An 18,807-nucleotide genomic window follows, 5' to 3' on the forward strand; every position below is an offset into this window, starting at 1 on the left:
TCCCTATCTGGGTCCAGGGGTCTCCCCTGGTCGTTAGGGTGGGTAGGGAGTCCAGAGGGCCTAGGGAGGGGGAGTCGAAACCCCCTCCCTGGCCCTCTGGCCCCAGCGGAGCGGAAAAAAAGGAAAAGAAATAGAGTGTTAAAGGGCAGGGCGGCAAAGCGCACGAAAACCAGCCCTCCAGCTTCCGGGCTGCCGTTGCCCGAATGCGAATTATGGGCCAAAACCGCCCCGGGCGGCGGGGGCGGCGCTTCAAGGTCAAAAAGTGTTCAAAGATTGCTCACTTTACGGACACAGTTTTATCACACCATACAAATCTTCATGAGACAGTTGACAAGCTTTCATCTTCGTGCTACTGTAGTGGCGTTCAAACACCAGACACCAAATGCGATGAACAGGATCTGTCTGCCCGCACACCGCTTGCAGAGAGCCGCCGACGATGAAAACGCGGCAGCAAGGAGCGGGCCGGCCATCCCCTGCAAGCAGCCTGTGCGAAAGGCCAACCGCCCACTAGCACCGGCCGGAAGCCCACCGTTATCCTGGGCGCGCGGTACAGGCCGGCTCGCCGGCCCTGCCGCGGCAGAGTGGCCGCCCCCGGCGGCAAGCAAAGTGGTAACGCGGAGCATTCAGCCTTCGTCTTTGCATCCAGTTGCAAGACTGTGTGCATAGGACGGGGGCTTTTTTATTCGCCGGCGTCTGGCCCGAGAACCAACCGCCTGCCCGGCAGGCAAATCTTCACTGAAAGAGAAGGGGAAAATCATGAACACACTTGTTATCGTCCTGATCGCAGCGGTGTGCCTCATTGCGGCCTACACCCTTTACGGGCGCTGGATCGCCAAGAGCTGGGGCATCGACCCCACCGCCAAAACCCCTGCCGTCCGCCTGAACGACGGCAAGGACTACGTTCCCACCGACGGCTGGACCGTGTTCAGCCATCAGTTCAGCTCCATCGCCGGCGCCGGCCCTGTCACCGGCGCCATCCAGGCCGCCGCCTTCGGCTGGCTGCCGGTGCTGCTGTGGATTCTGCTGGGCGGCGTCTTTTTCGGCGCTGTCACCGACTTTGGCGCCCTGTACGCCAGCGTCAAGAACGACGGCAAGTCCATGGGCCTGCTGATTGAAAAGTACATCGGCAAATTGGGCCGCAAGCTGTTCCTGCTGTTCTGCTGGCTGTTTACCCTGCTGGTGATCGCCGCCTTTGCGGACATGGTGGCCGGCACCTTCAATGCCTTCGGCGCAGACGGCGCCCCGGTGGAGGCTGCCCAGACCAACGGTGCAGCCGGCAGCATCTCGCTGCTGTTCATCGTCTTTGCCATGATCTTTGGCCTGATCCAGAAGAACTTCCACCTCACCGGCTGGAAGGAGGCCGCCGTGGGCCTGGTATGCACCGTGGCCGCCCTGGCTCTGGGCATGATGATGCCTCTGGTGGCAGACCAGACCACCTGGACCTATATCACCTTCGTTTACATCTTCTTCGCCGCCGTCCTGCCCATGTGGCTCCTCAAGCAGCCCCGCGACTACATGACCACCTTCATGTTCATCGGCATGATCGCCGGCGCTGTGGTGGGCCTGCTGGTGGCTCACCCCACCATGAACCTGCCGGTGTTCACCGGCTTCCACAACGACAGCCTGGGCGACCTGTTCCCCATCCTGTTCGTCACGGTGGCCTGCGGCGCCGTGTCCGGCTTCCACAGCCTGGTGTCCTCCGGCACCTCCTCCAAGACCGTTGAAAACGAAAAAGACATGCTGAAGGTCGGCTACGGCGCCATGGTGCTGGAAAGCCTGCTGGCTGTCCTGGCCCTGTGCGTTGCGGGCGCATCCGCTGCCGCCGACGGCACCGCCGCCGTGGGCACGCCCTTCCAGATCTTCAGCCGCGGCGTGGCCGGCTTCCTGGAGATGTTCGGCGTGCCGGTGTATGTGGCCCAGTGCTTCATGACCATGTGCGTGTCGGCTCTGGCCCTCACCAGTCTGGACGCCGTGGCCCGCATCGGCCGCATGAGCTTCCAGGAACTGTTCAGCGTGGACGACATGGCCCACGCCGAGGGCTGGCGCAAGCTGCTGTGCAATACCTATTTCGCCACCGTCATCACCCTGGTGTGCGGCTTCATCCTGACCAAGGTGGGCTACTCCAACATCTGGCCCCTGTTCGGCTCCGCCAACCAGCTGCTGAGCGCTCTGGTTCTGGTGACCCTCTGCGTCTTCCTCAAGGTCACCGGCCGCAGCAACAAGATGCTGTTCCCCCCGCTGATCATCATGCTGTGCGTCACCTTCACCGCTCTGGTGCAGCGGCTCATGGCTCTGATCCAGGCTTTCCAGGCCGGCAGCGCCACCTTCATGATGGAGGGCCTGCAGCTGATCTTCGCCGTCCTGCTGATCGCCCTGGGCCTGACCATTGTGGTCAACTCTCTGCGGTCCTACTTCCGCGCTGAGCACAACAGCGAGGCCAGCGCCAAGTAACCCCCGCCGGGCTCGATAAAACCAGCCGGCACCCCCATCCATTGAAAACAACACAAAACCAAAACAGCCGCCGCCCGGGACCCAAGCCTCGGACGGCGGTTGTTGTTATGTTATCTATGGAGTGTGGTTTCATCCGGCGGATGTGCTCTTTCTTCTTGCGGTTCCCTGAATTTTCGGAACAGCATTTTGATGGCGTGATTCCAGAGGTTGTTGTTTATTCTGGAGAAAAATACTTTTTTATGGAAATATTTGTGACCCATCAAGTAGATGAGCGCAAACTTTCCAAATTGCAAAACAATAATATTTCCACACTCGAAATCGATTTAAGTAAGTTAGACAGAATGGTTCCACTTGAAGAACTCCAAGAAATTCTTTTGCAAAGCAATAAAGCCAAGAAATGGATCTATAATGCAGTTGCAACCAAATGGCTGAGCCGATTTAAAAAAGTCGCAGACAAAAAAGCATTGTAGAACATAGCTATGCCCTACATGTATATGATTGTCCTCTTAAAATGCGCACTTGGCACAAACGTACCTATGCCAATATTATGGATGATTGCTTTTACTGTGAATACGGTATTTCGAATACTGATGGAATTATTCTATGTTCCGGCAGACAACGAATAGCACATATAAAGGCTTTTAATGTCTCGCTAGAAACTCGATTAAAAGAAAGCGAAGCTAGAATGAAAGAACTGCATTATTGCCCATTGTGTGGCTCACTGATGATGAAACGACAGGAAAAATACGGTTCCTTTTGGGAATGCAGCTTATATCCGCAATGTGAAGGAACAATACCAATAGAAGAATAGGTTTACATAAATTTGACAAGTGAAGAGCAAGAGCCGCACACCCACCGGAACGATCCCGGAGAGCGTGCGGCTCTTTGTTTATTCCAAAATCTGTTTTAACTGCCGCTGCACAATTTCTGTCAAACGGTCCAGCCGTTCCTGCGGTGCTAAGATATTTGGATGGTGCTCAAAATGAAAGTCCCGCAGATTCTCTAGGTCGCTGCGGATGGCATCTGTCATCAAGCCTCTGGCCGTGGCGACAAAATCCACACCCAGCCGAGGGGAGCAATGCTGGATGCACCATTCGGCGTTCTTCAGCTGGTCATCGTCCAGGTCAAACAGCAGGCTTCGATTGTTGTCAAACACTGGGGCCATTTTCTGGACCTGCATGGTGTCGTTCTGGTAGAGGACGCCAAAATTGCCGCTGTGGCGGTCGGTGTTCAGAATCAGAGCATCCAGAATGCACATCCGGCGGAAGGCATCGCCGCTGCCGATGCTTTCAAAGTAGTGCAGAAAGCCGGAAATGGTTCGGTCTTTGGTCAGAACGGCTGCCTTGGCAAGGCCCAACGTTTCGCTGGTGAAGAGCGGGCATTTGGAGATCAACGCACCATGATAGAAACCTAGGTCATAGTTTACAGCATCTGGGCAGAGACAGGCTGCCAGCTGGGATGCCAGATATTCCGAAAGCGGCTCCATGCCAAAGACGCCGCCGGTTTTATAGAGCCAGATGGTATTATTCTCCCGCATCCAGCACTTGGCATACTGGCCGTCAGTGCTGAATTCCGGCGAGGTGGAAGAAAAGGTGGAACTGCTCAGAGAACCATCAAAGGCCGCCTGGGAGATCACTTCATTGAACGGGTTACGGTAAAGGGAGACTTCCTCCCATTTCAGGGGTGAATCCACCCGCTTCACCCAGAAAGTGTCATTCAGGGAAAGGGCATGGGTCACATCCAGATAGCCGTCCAGTTCCTGACAGCCGTACTGACGGAGCAACTCGGCAATGTGGGCCCGGTGCTTGGGCGCTTTCCGGCGTTCCAGAAAATCGGTCAGGTTAGTATAACCAAAGGGCCGCTGCCCTGTGTGCCACACTTCTTCCTGTGCTGTGACTTCCAGGTATTCATTTCGCTCGCACCGGAACTCCAGCCACACGGTATCTTTATTCAGGAGAAGATAGCGCATCCAGGGCACCCCTTTCATCCGGGAAAATCTTTTACTGCAAATATTATACCATAACAAAAGCCCTTTTTGCCAAGAAAAAGGGCTTTTGTTTGGATTTTTGTAAGCATCCCCCTCATGCCCCTGCGTGAGGGGCGACGGCAAAATCAGACAAAATAGGATGCTCTGTCAAACGGTTTTATCTTCTTTGTTCCTGTGCATTGTGAACTCTAACTTCCAGATCCAGAGCCTGCTCCATAGGGCGGTAGATGAGGAATAGAGCAGCCGCAGCCGGGAGCCATCCATTGCCCAGAATCAGCACCACATACGATGCTGGCGCAAACCATCCGATTCCAACTCCATAGGCCAGCAGCAAAATCGCCGCTCCAACGCTGCGGGGCAGGCCATGCAGAAACAAAAGCACACTGTTTTTCAAGGTTCGCCCCAGAGGCTGGTCAAACAAGACAATCTGGCTTACCAGATAGAGCGCCAGACCGACGCCGATCACCATGCCCAGCAATACCCCTCCCAAAAGACCGGGCGTGCCGCTTCCTTCCAGAATGAGCTGTACTGCCAAGCGCTCCAGGGCTGCCGCTGCTCCCAGCACAGCTCCCGGCAGCAGCCCGGCTTTCAGGCTTTCCTTCCAGGCTTTCCGCCAGGCACTCCAACCGTAAAAAGGCTCATCCCGCAGCCCCCGAAGGATCAAATCGGTCAGGGCACACAGCTCAGGGGCGGCGATCATTCCCCCCAGCGCTCCCGCTACAGCCGTCCCCGCTACAGATCGGGTCAGCAAAGCCAAAGAAACCAGCATCATCCAGGGCAGAATCCCCGCCAGGCCTGCCAGACCTGCTCCAAAAAAGCTGGACAAATCCCGGGTACATACTTCCCACAGGCGGCGGATTCCCTTTTTGCGGGGCTCATTCGGCTCCACACCCGGGCCCGGCCGGTCCTCTCGGCGGAACAAATCCTGCAGCAGACTCATGATATCCTCTCTTTCGCGGTTACGCCGCTGATTCAAAAGATTTCCCTGATCCCCAGCCCATAAGGTACCGGGTGATTTCCATACCGGTTGGCCAGGCTGCCAGTGACGGTAAGCTGCAGCCTGTTGGTGCCAAGATGCAGATACGGTTTCAATTCAAACCGGCAGGGCGACCAGAACGCAGCCCCTGCGTCCCTGCCATTCACTGTCAGTTCGCACATTTCCTCCGCCTGGACCGGCAACAGGATGCTTTCGGCTTCCAGCAATTCACTGGACACGGTCAGTTCTGTCTGGTAAACCTTTTGGATGGCATCCGGCCGCTCTTCCACCAGGTAGAAAGATTGTTCCGGCAGAATCACTGGCTGCACCGCAGTCGGCAGACTGTCCCATTGGGTGCGGCTGCAGCTGAAAACCAACACACTGCCACGCCGGGGCAGCCGAACCGGAGCCGTATCCTTTGCCGCCAGGCGGGCAGCCTTTCCTTCCCATAGGTCATACCGGCCAAGGCAATCTGCACCCGGAAACCGAATCTCTGCCTCCAGTTCCTCCTCGCCTTCGTTGACCAGCAGCCAGCATTCCACACCATCCTGCCGAAAGCGGCGCACCCGAAGTTCTTCCTGCTCCGGGCTGCACAGGCAGTCAGGTGTGACAGCTTGGGTAAAGGCCTCACTGCCCAGATGGGGCAGCTCCGGGAAAAAGTCCATGTCTCCGGCCACGGCGTTAAAGGCAAGGCCCCGGCAGTGCAGCTGTCTCTGTTCCATCCGGCAATCCGGCCAGACGCTCTCGGGCAGATAGCAATACCCGATTTGGGCTTTCTGCAGCTGGGCCGCAATTTCCGGGTGCAAGTCCCGGTTGCGGCAAGGTACAGCTACCTGCACCCGTACCTCAGCGTCGGTCAACAAGGCCGACAACCGGCGCATGTACGTGGACCAGAGCTGATATCTTTCCCACCAAATGCTGTGAGGCCCCACATCCGGCGGGCGCTCCTCCTTGCGGGGTCCCTCAATGCTGTAGTAAAAAGCATGGGGAATGAACAGATTGACCCCCCGCACCGCCAGCCAGTCCAGATACCACTTGATATCCCCGCCCGACAGCTGCCACGGATTGCCGTCCCGGTTGCAGGCGCCAAAACACTCGTTGGCATTGCGGCGGCAGCCCATCAGCAGGGCTGCGTCCGCACTGCAATGTCCCATAGTGGAGTCAATTCCCTCGGTGGCATTATGCCGCGGCCCCACCCATCGCAGAGCCAGATCCTGCCCCGGAATCTGGAACCACTTCTCTACCTCGATGTCGTCGCTGCGGTGGGGATGACCCACCAGGGCAATCCCATGCCCGGCGCACCACTCCGACAAGCGCCGGTAATACACACTCCCCTCTTTTTCCAGGATCATAGCCTGATACAGCCGGGTGGAATCGTTTTCTTTCCCGTGAAACAGCGCTGTCAAATCCTCCAGCACCCCGCCGGCAGCAGCGAATTCCTCTTCCAGGCCCGGCGTCCAGGGAAAGGGCGTCCGGGCATTGCGGCCCAAAATGCTGGGCTCGTCGGTAAAGAATCCAATGATGGTTGTTCCAAACCAGGGTTTCAGCCGCTGGTAGTAGGCGTCGTGGGTCAGCTGGACAAACAAATCCACCGCGTCCGGGTTCAGCAGATCGGTGCTGGGAGGCGCATCCGGCTCACCGTCATCCTGGCCAAAATGAATACCCCGGATGGTTCCCTTGCTGAACCGGCTCACCAGAACGCCCTCCGCCGTCCGGGCCAGGACGGTGTCCCCCGGCTCTTCCGCCGGGACAAGGTCGATGCCCCGGGAGGCAAACGCAGGGTTGGCTGCCACCACCTGTCCGCAGGCCGACCCGGAGGGATACATTCCTTCGTCATAGAGAATTACCTGCATTCCCAGGCGGGCAGCTTCCCGGACGGCCGCCTCAATGGCGCGGAAAAACGCTTCCGACAGATAGCCCATCTCTCTGGGCAGACCAATCCGCGGATGCAGCACTACTCCATATACACCGTGGGCGGAAAAGTCCTGCAGCTGACGGCAAATTTCTTCCTCTTTCAAATCGTCGTTCAGGAACCAGAACGGAAATGGGGTAAAAGCCCGGTCTGGATGTTCCAGACGTTGCAGCAAATCCATAAGAGCGCTCCTTTCGGTTTTCCAGTTTCCAAAAAGGCAGGCGCCTCTGCCCGGTACGCAGAAGCACCTGCCGGAATGGGAGATTCTTTTGATTCAGCTTCAGGCCTGCAGAGAGTCACGAATCTTGATGGCGTTCTCAATATCAGCCAGACGCCAGTCGATGATATCCTGGGCGCCCAGACCCTCACAGTCAGCGATCATCTGATCCCACAACGCATCAAAGGTGCCCTGATCCTCAGCGTACACCATCTGCCAGCTGGCATTGGTGACTTTGTCCCGGATGGCATCCACCGTCAGCTGCATCATATCATCGGGCAGAGAGGTGAAACTGCTGATATAGTCCAGCTTGCTGGTGTCGGCAAAGGCGTTCTCCGCTGCCAGCCAGTCGGCCCAGGTTTCATAGCCCACCGTATCCTGCCACTGATGATACAGCTCGTTGTCGGTGCTGATTTCGTTCATCTCAGTCCAGGCAGTGGTATAGCAGCACCGCTTGTTCCCCTCACCATCACCGTAGCTGCACAGGGTGCCGTTCCAGATGATCCAGGGAGTATTCCAGTACTCAATCTTCTCGCCGGTAGACAGCTCAAAATCCTGGAAAGAGGAATGTCCATCGGTGAGCCAGGCCAGACCTTCTTCGGTCAGGAATGCATTTCCCTGGTCGTCCGACTCCCAGAACTCACCATCGGGACCCGAGGTGATCACCAGATAGGCGTCGGGGTCGCACAGCATATCCAGATAGGCCAGGCAGGCATCCAGGTTCTGGGTCTTGGCATTGATGCCGATCATATAGGCAGAATCGCCGTAAGGACGGGTTGCATTGTAATAGACCTTGGTGCCGGGGACGTAGTAGGGCAGATACTTGGGGGCCCAGCCCGGCAGGTAGCCCGACGGAATCATAGCGTAGCCGTCATCCACCTTGATCTTCTGGGTGGCACGGTCATTGCTGATGCTGTCGGGGTCCACCAGACCCCGGCGGTAGGCCTCATTGTACCACTGCAGTCCCTTGTAATACATGCTGTCTTTGGACAGAATCGAGGAGACGGTGCCGTTGACCATGTCCATTTCCAGCAGGTAGGACAGCTGGTCCTCCTTGTAGCCCTGCATCCGGTACCACATAACCATACAGGCCCAATAGCTGGTATCCGAGCCGCTGTTGAGGACGGTGCCGTAGTTTTTGGTGCCGTCAGCCTCGGTGGGCTGGGCGGCCAGCATCTGTTCCATCACATCCAGCAGGTCGTCCATGCTGTTGATGGCAGGCGCGCCGATCTGTTCGTATACATCCCAGCGCAGCTTGACGGCGTTGCGCTCGGTGGAATCCTGGTAAAGGTATTTGTTGTAGTTGTCGCCGATGGAGGTGGGAATGCCGTAGACTCCTTCGGTGCCGGCGCTCTTGTAGGCACGGACATAGTTCAGGGCGGTGGCTGCCGGCTCGAAAGCCTGCAGGTGAGGCAGCTTGTCCATATAATCATCCAGGTTCAGCAGCATGCCGCCCTGAATCATCACATCCAGGCTGTCCTCCGGGATGAACATAACGTCCGGCAGATCCCCCGAGGCCAGAATGGCATTGGTACGCTCATCCGAATAGGCCCAGACCTCCAGGTTGAACCCGCGGGAGGCAAAGAACTCACCCTTGTAGCCGCCCACTGTGCCCGAAGACACATTGGCGGCGCTGGGATAGAAGGTAATGGTCGGGGTCCCGCCCGATGCAGCATTGCTGGCGCCCGAGCCGGCAGTGGCCGAATCCGAACCGCCGCAGGCGGCCAGGAGGCCGGCAGCCGAGGCGGCACCCATGATTTTCATAAACTTACGGCGCGAAATCTTTTTCATGATAAAGTTCCTTTCTCTCTATTTTTACCGGTACAAATACGAAATCAATCAGCCTTTGACAGCGCCCACCATAATGCCCTTGACGTAGAATTTCTGGACAAAGGGATACACGCAGATGATGGGGATGGTGACCACAGCGGTCAGGGTCAGCCGGATACCCACCGGGGTGATGGTGGCGTAGGGGTTTTCGTTGGCGATCTGGTTTGCCGCTGCGGTAACCTGGTTCAGCAGCTCATACAGCAGAAACTGCAGAGTGTACAGTTTGGTGTTGGTGATGTACATCTGGGTGGTAAAGAAGTCGTTCCACTGGTTTACGGCGGTAAACAGGGAGACCGTGGCCAGGATGGGGCCCTGCAGGGGCAGAACGATGCGGAAGAACCGCGTCAGGTAGCCTGCGCCGTCCAGATAGGCCGACTCTTCCAGCTCAGGGCTCATAGACTCAATGGAGGTCTTGACCAGAACCATATTGTACACCGACAGGCACAGGGGTACAACATAAATCCAGAACGTATTGGTCAGACCCAGCAGCTTGTTATTCAGGTAGATGGGAATCATGCCGGCCGAAAAATACATGGTCACCACCACAAACCGGTACCAGAAGGTATGGCCCCACATATTGGGTTTGGTGAAAATGTAGGCGGCGTAGGAGGTGAATACCAGACTCAGAGCGGTGGTAATGACGGTGCGGGCCACCGAGATAAAGGCCGCCTGAGCCAAACCTTCCACCTGGAAGATCTCGATGTAGTTCTGGAAGTTGATGCCAGTGGGCAGCAGGAACACTTTGTTGAGGTTGACCGCCTGCTGGTCGCTGATGGTGCAGATGATGAGGTAATAGAAGGGATACACGCAGATCAGGGCCACAATGGCGAACAGGATGGTAAAGATGACGTTGTAAATCTTGTCCTCGGTCGTCATGCGGATATGGCGGTGAGCACCCTGGTCTGTTGGGGACTTGCGGTTGAGAATTCCAGTCATAGCTGTTCCTCCTTAGAATACGCTGGTGCCGCGAATCTTCTTGGAGGCAAAGTTTGCCGACGCAAAGAGGATGACTGCGACTACCGATTTCATAATGCCGACGGCAACGCTGAAGGAAATCTGGCCGCTGCCAATACCCAGGTTATAGACGTACAGGTCCAGAACCTCGATATGACTCATGTTCAGTGCGTTGCTGAAAGCCAGGAACTGGTCGATGCCGGAGTTGAGGAAGTTGCCGATGTTGATGACCAGCAACACAAAGAAGGTAGGCATCAGCAGGGGGATGGTGATGCGGGTGATTTTCTGCCAGCGGTTGGCGCCGTCGATCTCGGCGGCCTCATAGACCTGCTGGTCCAGGCCGGTAATGGCTGCGAAGTAAACGATGGCGTTCCAGCCCATGGATTTCCACAGGTTGAGCAGAGCCTGGGTGAGCCAGACGTGCTGGTCGGTGGTGAGGATGTTGATGGTCTGCTCAAAACCCATCTCATGGATCATGGAATTGATGAGGCCCGAAGACCCGAAAATACTGGAGGCCAGTGAGAACATGATGACCCAGCTGATGAAGTGGGGCAACGTAGTGACCGTCTGGACCAGCTTCTGAAAACGCTTGCTCTTGATCTCGCTGAGGAAGATCGCGAACAGCATGGGCACCGGCATCAGGATATAATTGAGGATCTGAATGCCGAAGGTGTTGCGCAGCACCCGGAACAGGTTGTCCCGCATGACAGCGTTGCCGAACAAATTCTGAAAGTTTTGCAGTCCGACAAAGTCGCACTGGCTGAGGGAGAGGCCTGGTTTGTAGGAGAAAAAGGCGTAGGACCAGCCCCACAGCGGCATGTACTTGAACACAAAGATGTAGACGATAACCGGCAGAGCCAGCAGGAACAGTTTGTACGATTCCCACTTTTTTCCTCTGGCCCGAGACCGCAGGTTGGCGATTGCTTGATGCGCCATAAATGCGTCAGCTCCTTTTACATTCTCAATGGGTGGGTTCCAACGTTGGCATTCTTTACAAGAATTATTTTATATGACAGTTGTTTTTGTGTATATAGAAAAAATCCAAGATAATATAAATAATTATTGCTGCGTCTGCGGGAAAGCTGTTTTCTTCGTGCCGGTGTGTTATACTCACCCTGGAATCCAAAAAGAAAGGATGCGATCTGATATGGAACGCTTTGACCACTGTTTCCCCGACGGCACCCCTATCGACCCCTGGTTTTACGACACACATATTCCCTCCCTGGCAGACCTGGGCAAGCCCTATGTCCTGACCGACTGCGGCATCCTGGACGACGGGCGCATCCACACGCACGACATTCAGTCCCTCATCGATCAGGCCGCCCAGGAAGGCGGCGGTGTCATTGTGGTGCCTGCCGGCACCTACATGACCGGCTCTCTGTTTTTCCAGCAGGGCGTCAACCTCTATTTGTCGGAGGGAGCCACCCTCCGGGGCAGCGACGACATCGCCGACTATCCCCTGTGCCAGACACGGATCGAGGGTGAATCCTGCCAGTACTTTGCAGCCCTCATCAACGCCAACGGGCTGGACGGCTTCACCATCTGCGGCCCCGGCACCATTGACGGCAACGGGATGCGCTCCTGGCGGGCTTTCTGGCTGCGCCGCAGCTGGAACCCTCAGTGCACCAACAAAGACGAACAGCGCCCCCGGCTGGTCTACCTCTCCCACTGCCGCAACGTCCTGATGGCCGATGTCCGCCTTCAAAACTCCCATTTCTGGACCAACCATCTTTACCGGTGCGATCATGTAAAATATCTGAACTGCCGGGTCTTTTCCCCTTCTCACCCCGTCAAAGCACCCAGCACCGATGCCATCGATATCGACGTGTGCACCGACATCTTAATTAAAGGCTGTTACTTCGAAGTCAATGACGACTCGGTGGTCCTCAAGGGCGGCAAAGGCCCCTGGGCTGACACCCTGCCCGAAAACGGTTCCAACGAGCGTATCCTCATTGAGGATTGCACCTATGGCTTCTGCTACGGCTGCCTGACCGTGGGCTCTGAGTGCATCCACAGTCGGAACATCCTGCTGCGCCGGTCCAAAATCCTCACTTCCCTGAATTTCCTCTGGCTCAAAATGCGTCCCGATACTCCCCAGCATTACGAATACATCGCCGTGGAGGACGTCAGCGGCAAAGTTGGCAATTTTTTCAATGTCAACGCCTGGACCCAGTTCTTTGACCCCAAAGGCCGCACCGATATCCCGGTATCCGCCGCCGACCACATCTATTTGCGGGGCTGCTCCTTCGACTGCAACGCCTGCTTTGCCCTTTCCCCGGATCCGTCCAAATACAGCCTGTCCCATCTCACCATTCAGGATCTGGACATCCGGGCCAGCCGCAGCTTTACCCTCCCCGACTTCATCCAGGATGTTTCGGCACAGAACGTACATATTACCCCCAGCCAGTCCTGACAATAAAAATACCCCGCCGTTCTTTGGGAACGCGCGGGGTATCTTTTTGCGCTTTTTCAGGACTGGGCCGTTTTTTCAGTGCTGCCTTCCGGAGCCGAAGCATCTACCTTCATCTGCCGGACCCTGACTTCCACTTTGAGGCCGCCCCCTGCCCGCGGGCACAAGACCAGGCCGCAGGGGTCACCATAAAACAGCCGCAGCCGCTGGTGCAGGTTTTTCAGGCCATAGCTTTCCTGTTCTGTCCGGATGGGGGCATGCAGACGCTCATTCAGCTGCTTCATCTCCTCGGCCGGCATACCCTGGCCATTATCCTCCACCTCAAACAAAATCAATCCATCCTCTGCCAGCTCGCCCCGAATCCGGATGAAGTTCTCCTCCTTTTCGCCGTCGTAGCCATGTTCAAAGTAATTCTCGATCAGCGGCTGAAAGACATTCCGGATGATGCCGAACTGCAGCACCCTGGTGTCGATGTCGTATTCCACCTCCACCTCATCATCATGCCGCGCCCGGCCCAGACTCAGGTAGCGCTTGCTGGCGTTTAGTTCCTCCTGCATCGGGATGAAATTCCGCGAGCCGATCAGGCTGCGGAAATTGGCCGCAGTCTGGGCGATCAGGTCCGCTGTCTCCTCATCGCCGTGCTCGTAGCACCGGGCGCGGAAAATCTCCAGGGTATTGTACAGAAAATGCGGGTTAAATTTAGCCTGCAGCTCCTGGAGTTCTGCCTCTTTGCGGCGCAGCTCATAGTCGTAGACCCGCTCGATCATCTGCTGCAGGTCCGCCGCCATCTGATTGATGGACCCGGCAATCACCGTCAGCTCAGGCTGGCGGAAATTCATGGGCAGCCGGTAATCCAGTTCGTTGCTGCCCAGGCGGGCCAGCCCGCCCCGGATCACCTCAATCTCCCCCTGAATCCGCTTGACCATGAACTGATAGAACACCACGGCTGCTGCCACCCACAAAAACACCACAAAAAACAGGATCATTCGAACGCTGGCGCTGGCTTTCCAGACCAGCTCGTCCCAGGAAATCGAATAGCTGATGCAGGCCCCATGGGGGCAGATCTCGGAGGTGCTGACATACCATTTCTGCCCTGCGCTGTCCTGCACCCCACTGGTGCCGGGCTGAATCTCTCCCTCCCACTGCCGGGCCTGCTGGCCGGAAGAAAAAATAGGGATGCCGTCGGCTGTGATGTCAAACTGAAGGCTTTCCATCTGGCTTTCAATCTGACACAGCTGAACCAGATTGTTGATGTTGTAGTTGGCCAGCACCGAGCCCTCCAGATTGCCGTAGCTGGGCACGCCGCCTGCAATTGCAAGCCCCAGATATGAGCTCTCGCTGGTGGTCACATTTTTCACCGGATAAATCTCCATCCGGTCCTTTTTCACGTCCAGCTCGCTGCGGTAGGCAAAGTCCTCCGGCATTTCGATCAGGGCACCATCGGCAGTAAAATAAATATAATTCACCTGCCGCACCGGCGCATAGACCGCAATCCACTGGACTGCCCCGTCCCGCAGGGCCATCTCCGAGAGAATATGCCGCAGCTCGACCTTTTCCTCCGAGGGCAGCGCCTGATCGGCGGGCTGGGAATAATAGCGGTAAAAAAACAGCATATCCTCCTGATGAGAGAACACTGAAATGTACAGGGACCAGAAATCATCCACCAGATTTTCATACTCGGTGGCCACCCGCTGAAGCCGCAGGTCCAATTCCTGCAGCAGCGCGCTGCGGCTCTGCTGATAGGCATACTGGCAGGCGATGGCCGCAATCATCCCCGAGACAATCAGGAACACCGCCATCATCCAGCGCAAACCAAATTGTGCAAAAAGACCTTTCTGGACTTTTGTGTTCAAGACTGCTCCTCCCTTCCAATCCGGTAACGGGCCGGCGAAACGCCTTTGCTCTCCCGAAAACAGCGGACAAAATAGCTGGTGGAGGCAAATCCCACCTGACTGGCTACATCCTTAATCTTACTGTTGGGTTTTTTCAGCAGGATCACCGATCGGTTTATCCTGCACTGCATCAGATAGCTATTGAAAAAGTTGCCCGTTTCTTCTTTGAACAGATGTCCCAGATAGGCTGGATTGACCCCGGTTTTGGAGCTGAACTCCTTGATGGACCCTCCGTCGCCGCTGCGGACGCTCTCATGGATGTACCGGATGGCCAGCCGTACGATGGGACTCAGCGCATCCAGCCGCTTTTCAAAGTCGGCCCGCATCCATTCCAGCGCACTGCTCAGCATCTGCACAGCCTCGTCCCCTGTGGCCTCCCGGCTTCTGGTTCCAAACCGTTTATAAAGCTGCTCCTGGGAATTTTCCTGCTCGGGAAACTCACTGGTCAGCACCCGCAGATAGGCATAGATCACATGATGGAGGCATTCGTCTGCACCCTTGTACGGCACACTCCAGTACAGCTGAACAGCAATGACATTGCTGTCCTTTCCGCCAGGTGCCCGATAGCAGAACATTCGCAGGTCCTCGATCAACTGGTCTGCATCCGGCGAACGGGTGTCGGCATGGATATTCAGCATCACGCCGGTCTGATTCAAATCCGCCAGCTCCATCATGTCGCACACCAGAGAATAGCTCAGATGCAGCGCCTGGGGGTCACTGACCACTCCGCCGATTGCCGCCACCACCTGATCTTCCGCTCCTTGCTGCCGGGCCAAAATGCACAGTTCTTTTTCCAGCTGATCCTGCGCAAGGCTCCGCCCGCCCAGAATCATCACAAACATCCCTTTGTCATTCCAGCAGTGATACACTTCGTACTGCCTGCTCAGCTGCTCCAGGCAGGCGGATCGGAACAGGCTGCTGGTGCTGTCTTTGCGGCGCTTGGTGATCCCCACCACACAGTACTGGGGCAGGTACAGATTCAGCCCCAGCACGCCGGCCCGTTCGCCCAGCTCTTCCTCTGAGATGCTGCCAGTCAGCCAGCGGTGAAGAATGTTGTCGTACAGCATATTCTCCCCGGTGCTCCGGCGCCGGTAGATGTTCGCCATGGTGCTCTGGACCGTGTTTTCCAGTTCCTCTTTCTGCACCGGTTTCAGCAGATAGTTTTCCACGCCCAGCTGAATCGCCTCTTTGGCATAGTCAAACTCACTGTAGGCCGTCAACAGAATGCACCGGGTCTCCGGGTAAAGGCACCGCACTCGGCGAATCAGTTCCAGCCCGCTTATCCGTGGCATCTTAATGTCCGTAATCAGCATATGGAATGATTCTCTCTCCATCATCTCCAGCGCCTGCATTCCATCCGCCGCGGTCATGGGCGTCTCCACGCCCATAGCCTGCCAGTCAATGCTCGTTTTCAAAACTTTCAATACACTTTCTTCGTCGTCCACCAGCAGAACCCGATACATGAAATCTTCCTCCGTCCTCCTTGACAAAAGCTTCGCCGCATGCCGGCCGCTTTTGCAACTTCCGGCAAGATTTATACTATCATAAATCCGGAAGCCCGCACAAGAGATTTCCTTCCTGGTATCTGGTAAAAACTATAAATTTTGAAACTTTGTGAAAAGATTTATATGTACATTGCACGCATCCCGCGGCTATAATGGAAGCACAACAACATTCCATCCAAAAGGAGCTGCACACCATGAAAACCCCTGTAGAGTATGCCCGCGCCGCCTGTGACACCATGATACAGAAATTTGCCGCACCGGACCTTCCGCCCAAGGGACATTTTCACTATCACCAGGGCGTCTTTCTTTCCGGTGTGCTGAAAACCTGGCGTCTGACTGGCGAGGAACGGTATTTCCAGTATGCCCGGGATTGGCTGGACACTGTCATTGACCAGAACGGCTGTATCCTGCAGTATGACCACGCCGATCTGGATGACATCCAGCCCGGCATCCTGCTGTACCCGGTGCTGGATCAAACCCAGAACCCCCGGTACGAAAAGGCTATCCAGTCGGTTTATGCGCAGGTGCCGGATGTTCCCCGCTGTGCGTGCGGCGGATTCTACCACAAAGTGCGGCATACTGGCCAGATGTGGCTGGACGGCCTGTACATGATCGGGCCTTTCCTGGCTGAGTATGGGCGCCGGTACAACCGGCCCGATCTGCGGGAGGATGTCATCCGCCATGTTCTGCTGATGAAAGAACACACCTGCGATCCGAAAACCGGCCTGTGGTACCATGCATGGGATGAAACCCATCAGGCAGACTGGTGTGATCCGGATACCGGCCTGGCGCCTGAATTCTGGGGCCGTTCCCTGGGCTGGGTACCGGTGGCCATTCTGGATGATCTGGAACAGCTGTCCCCCTCTGACCCCGGCTATGACCAGCTGCAGGCCATTGTGCCCGAGCTGTTGGAAGCCATCTGCCGCTATCAGGGCCCCGACGGCCGCTGGTACCAGGTGGTCAACAAGCCTGACCGCCCCGAAAACTGGCCGGAAAACTCCTGTACCTGCCTGTTTGCTGCCGCTCTGGCCCGAGCGGTCCTGTTGGGTATGCTGCCCACGTCCTATGCTGAAAAAGCCCACGCCGCCTATGAGGGTGTGATCCGCAGCCTGACTTGGGAGGGCGACGACCTCCAGATCGGAGGGGTCTGCGTCGGCACCGGCGTCGGCAGCTACGAATTCTACTGCGGCCGTCCCTGCTCAGTGAACGACCTCCACGGCGTAGGGGCCTTCCTGCTGATGTGCACCGCCATCCAGCAGCTGGAACAGGCCGGCCTGTAAACCCCTCCATCCTCCCCTTCTATTGCGTTTTTCTTCTCCTAAAAATCCCGCAAATGCAGAGTTGCTCCTGCTTTGCGGGATTTTTTCTGATTGAATTTTTCAAAAGAACCGTTCTCTTTGACCAGAGCTTTTCAATGGGGTTCAAGTCCGGACTAGATGGCGGAAGATAGATGTAATGAACCTCCGCCTGATCCAGGAGATCCTTGGCAGCTTTGGTGTGATGAGACTTCATATTATCCAAAATGAGAACAGAATCACGGTTCAAATAGGGCAGCAAATCATTTTCCAGCTGTTTTTTGAATTTCTCTACCGTAAAAAGGCTTTATATTTTCTCTCTCAAAAAAGAATAGATTTTTCAAGGTTCTGAAAAACGCAAAAAGCCGGGCTTCCTCTTATGAAGAGGTCCAGCTTTGCTGTGCTATTTTTCTCGAAAGGCGTGAGGTTTTAAACGCAATCTCCATAAAAAGCCTTCTGAACGGACTTTTCAACATAAAGGCCTATGGAAAAGGGGCTGCCGCTCTACTTTCGTTTTGCAGCAGCCCCTGTTTTTCTTCAAAGGGCGCAAAAAGGGCCAAGCCCTGAAAACCAGAGCCCGGCCCCTGATAGGACGGTGAAAGGATCAATTATTGGGGCTGCTTGCCGATGTAGGCCAGGATGCCGCCGTCCACATACAGGATGTGGCCGTTGATGAAGTTGGAAGCATCCGAAGCCAGGAAGACAGCGGGTCCGCCCAGGTCCTCTGCCTCGCCCCAGCGGCCGGCCGGGGTCTTGGCGATGATGAACTGGTCGAAGGGATGACGGCTGCCGTCGGGCTGGATCTCACGCAGGGGTGCGGTCTGCGGAGTGGCGATATAGCCGGGTCCGATGCCGTTGCACTGGATGTTGTAAGCGCCGTACTCGGAGGCAATGTTCTTGGTCAGCATCTTCAGGCCGCCCTTGGCTGCTGCGTAGGCCGAAACGGTCTCGCGGCCCAGCTCGCTCATCATGGAGCAGATGTTGATGATCTTGCCGCCGCCCTGGGCGATCATGTCGGGGATCACAGCCTTGGACACGATGAAGGGAGCGTTCAGGTCCACGTCGATGACCTGGCGGAACTGCTCAGCGGTCATGTCGCACATGGGGATGCGCTTGATGATGCCGGCGTTGTTCACCAGAATGTTGATGTGGCCCACTTCCTCGGTGATCTTCTTCACCATCTCGTTGACGGCGTTCTCGTTGGTGACGTCGCAGACGTAGCCGTGAGCATTGATGCCGGCCTCCTTGTAGGCGGCCACGCCCTTGTCCACCAGCTCCTGCTTGATGTCGTTGAACACGATGGTGGCGCCGCAGTTGGCCATAGCGGTAGCGATGGCGAAGCCGATGCCGTAGGATGCGCCGGTGATCAGCGCCACTT

At 56.3% G+C, this 18,807-nt stretch carries 13 protein-coding genes; 4 read left to right on the plus strand and 9 right to left on the minus strand.

Going from position 1 to position 18,807, the window contains the following annotated elements:
• Positions 1-756: 756 nt before the first annotated feature.
• The gene (locus B5E67_RS14145) at positions 757-2,451 is read left to right on the plus strand and encodes a carbon starvation protein A (protein ID WP_087385768.1); all 1,695 of its coding nucleotides are present in this window, start codon (positions 757-759) and stop codon (positions 2,449-2,451) included.
• Positions 2,452-2,558: 107 nt separating this feature from the next.
• Entirely contained in the window at positions 2,559-2,921 is a 363-nt protein-coding gene (locus B5E67_RS14150; RefSeq protein WP_087385769.1) for a hypothetical protein, read from the plus strand.
• Positions 2,922-3,340: 419 nt separating this feature from the next.
• On the opposite strand, the gene B5E67_RS14160 is transcribed toward B5E67_RS14150, so the two are convergent.
• The 6 genes from B5E67_RS14160 to B5E67_RS14185 form a co-directional block, all read right to left on the minus strand.
• Positions 3,341-4,420, minus strand: coding sequence for a HipA protein (locus tag B5E67_RS14160; protein ID WP_087385780.1), 1,080 nt, complete (start codon positions 4,418-4,420; stop codon positions 3,341-3,343).
• A 175-nt stretch (positions 4,421-4,595) separates the two neighbouring features.
• Complete coding sequence (locus B5E67_RS14165; RefSeq protein ID WP_087365917.1) at positions 4,596-5,378, minus strand: hypothetical protein; 783 nt, start codon at positions 5,376-5,378, stop codon at positions 4,596-4,598.
• A 32-nt stretch (positions 5,379-5,410) separates the two neighbouring features.
• Complete coding sequence (locus tag B5E67_RS14170) at positions 5,411-7,507, minus strand: hypothetical protein (protein ID WP_087385771.1); 2,097 nt, start codon at positions 7,505-7,507, stop codon at positions 5,411-5,413.
• 99 nt (positions 7,508-7,606) lie between these two features.
• On the minus strand, positions 7,607-9,334 hold the full coding sequence (locus B5E67_RS14175) for a twin-arginine translocation signal domain-containing protein (protein WP_087385772.1): 1,728 nt from the start codon (positions 9,332-9,334) through the stop codon (positions 7,607-7,609).
• 48 nt (positions 9,335-9,382) lie between these two features.
• Positions 9,383-10,309, minus strand: coding sequence for a carbohydrate ABC transporter permease (locus B5E67_RS14180; protein WP_087365925.1), 927 nt, complete (start codon positions 10,307-10,309; stop codon positions 9,383-9,385).
• A 12-nt stretch (positions 10,310-10,321) separates the two neighbouring features.
• The gene (locus B5E67_RS14185) at positions 10,322-11,263 is read right to left on the minus strand and encodes an ABC transporter permease subunit (protein ID WP_087385773.1); all 942 of its coding nucleotides are present in this window, start codon (positions 11,261-11,263) and stop codon (positions 10,322-10,324) included.
• Between the two features lie 211 nt (positions 11,264-11,474).
• Here B5E67_RS14185 and B5E67_RS14190 point away from each other — a divergent pair, with 211 nt between their 5' ends.
• Positions 11,475-12,740 carry a glycosyl hydrolase family 28 protein gene (locus B5E67_RS14190; RefSeq protein ID WP_087385774.1) on the plus strand — a complete coding sequence of 422 codons (1,266 nt, stop codon included), beginning with the start codon at positions 11,475-11,477 and terminating at the stop codon, positions 12,738-12,740.
• A gap of 56 nt (positions 12,741-12,796) precedes the next feature.
• Here the strand turns inward: B5E67_RS14190 and B5E67_RS14195 are convergent, their stop codons facing one another.
• Together B5E67_RS14195 and B5E67_RS14200 are read right to left on the minus strand one after the other, a co-directional pair.
• Positions 12,797-14,590, minus strand: a complete 1,794-nt coding sequence (locus tag B5E67_RS14195; protein WP_143405437.1) for a histidine kinase — start codon at positions 14,588-14,590, stop codon at positions 12,797-12,799.
• Positions 14,587-16,092 (minus strand): response regulator, encoded by a 1,506-nt coding sequence (locus tag B5E67_RS14200; RefSeq protein WP_087385776.1) that lies wholly within the window; start codon positions 16,090-16,092, stop codon positions 14,587-14,589. Before B5E67_RS14200 ends, B5E67_RS14195 begins: the two co-directional genes overlap by 4 nt.
• Positions 16,093-16,328: 236 nt before the next feature.
• Between B5E67_RS14200 and B5E67_RS14205 the strand changes: the two genes are divergently transcribed.
• The gene (locus B5E67_RS14205; RefSeq protein WP_087385777.1) at positions 16,329-17,414 is read left to right on the plus strand and encodes a glycoside hydrolase family 88 protein; all 1,086 of its coding nucleotides are present in this window, start codon (positions 16,329-16,331) and stop codon (positions 17,412-17,414) included.
• 623 nt (positions 17,415-18,037) lie between these two features.
• Here B5E67_RS14205 and B5E67_RS14215 read toward each other — a convergent pair.
• Positions 18,038-18,805, minus strand: coding sequence for a gluconate 5-dehydrogenase (locus B5E67_RS14215; protein WP_242957028.1), 768 nt, complete (start codon positions 18,803-18,805; stop codon positions 18,038-18,040).
• Positions 18,806-18,807: the final 2 nt, after the last annotated feature.

Source organism: Faecalibacterium sp. An122, from assembly GCF_002160895.1.
Taxonomy (GTDB): Bacteria; Bacillota; Clostridia; order Oscillospirales; family Ruminococcaceae; genus Faecalibacterium.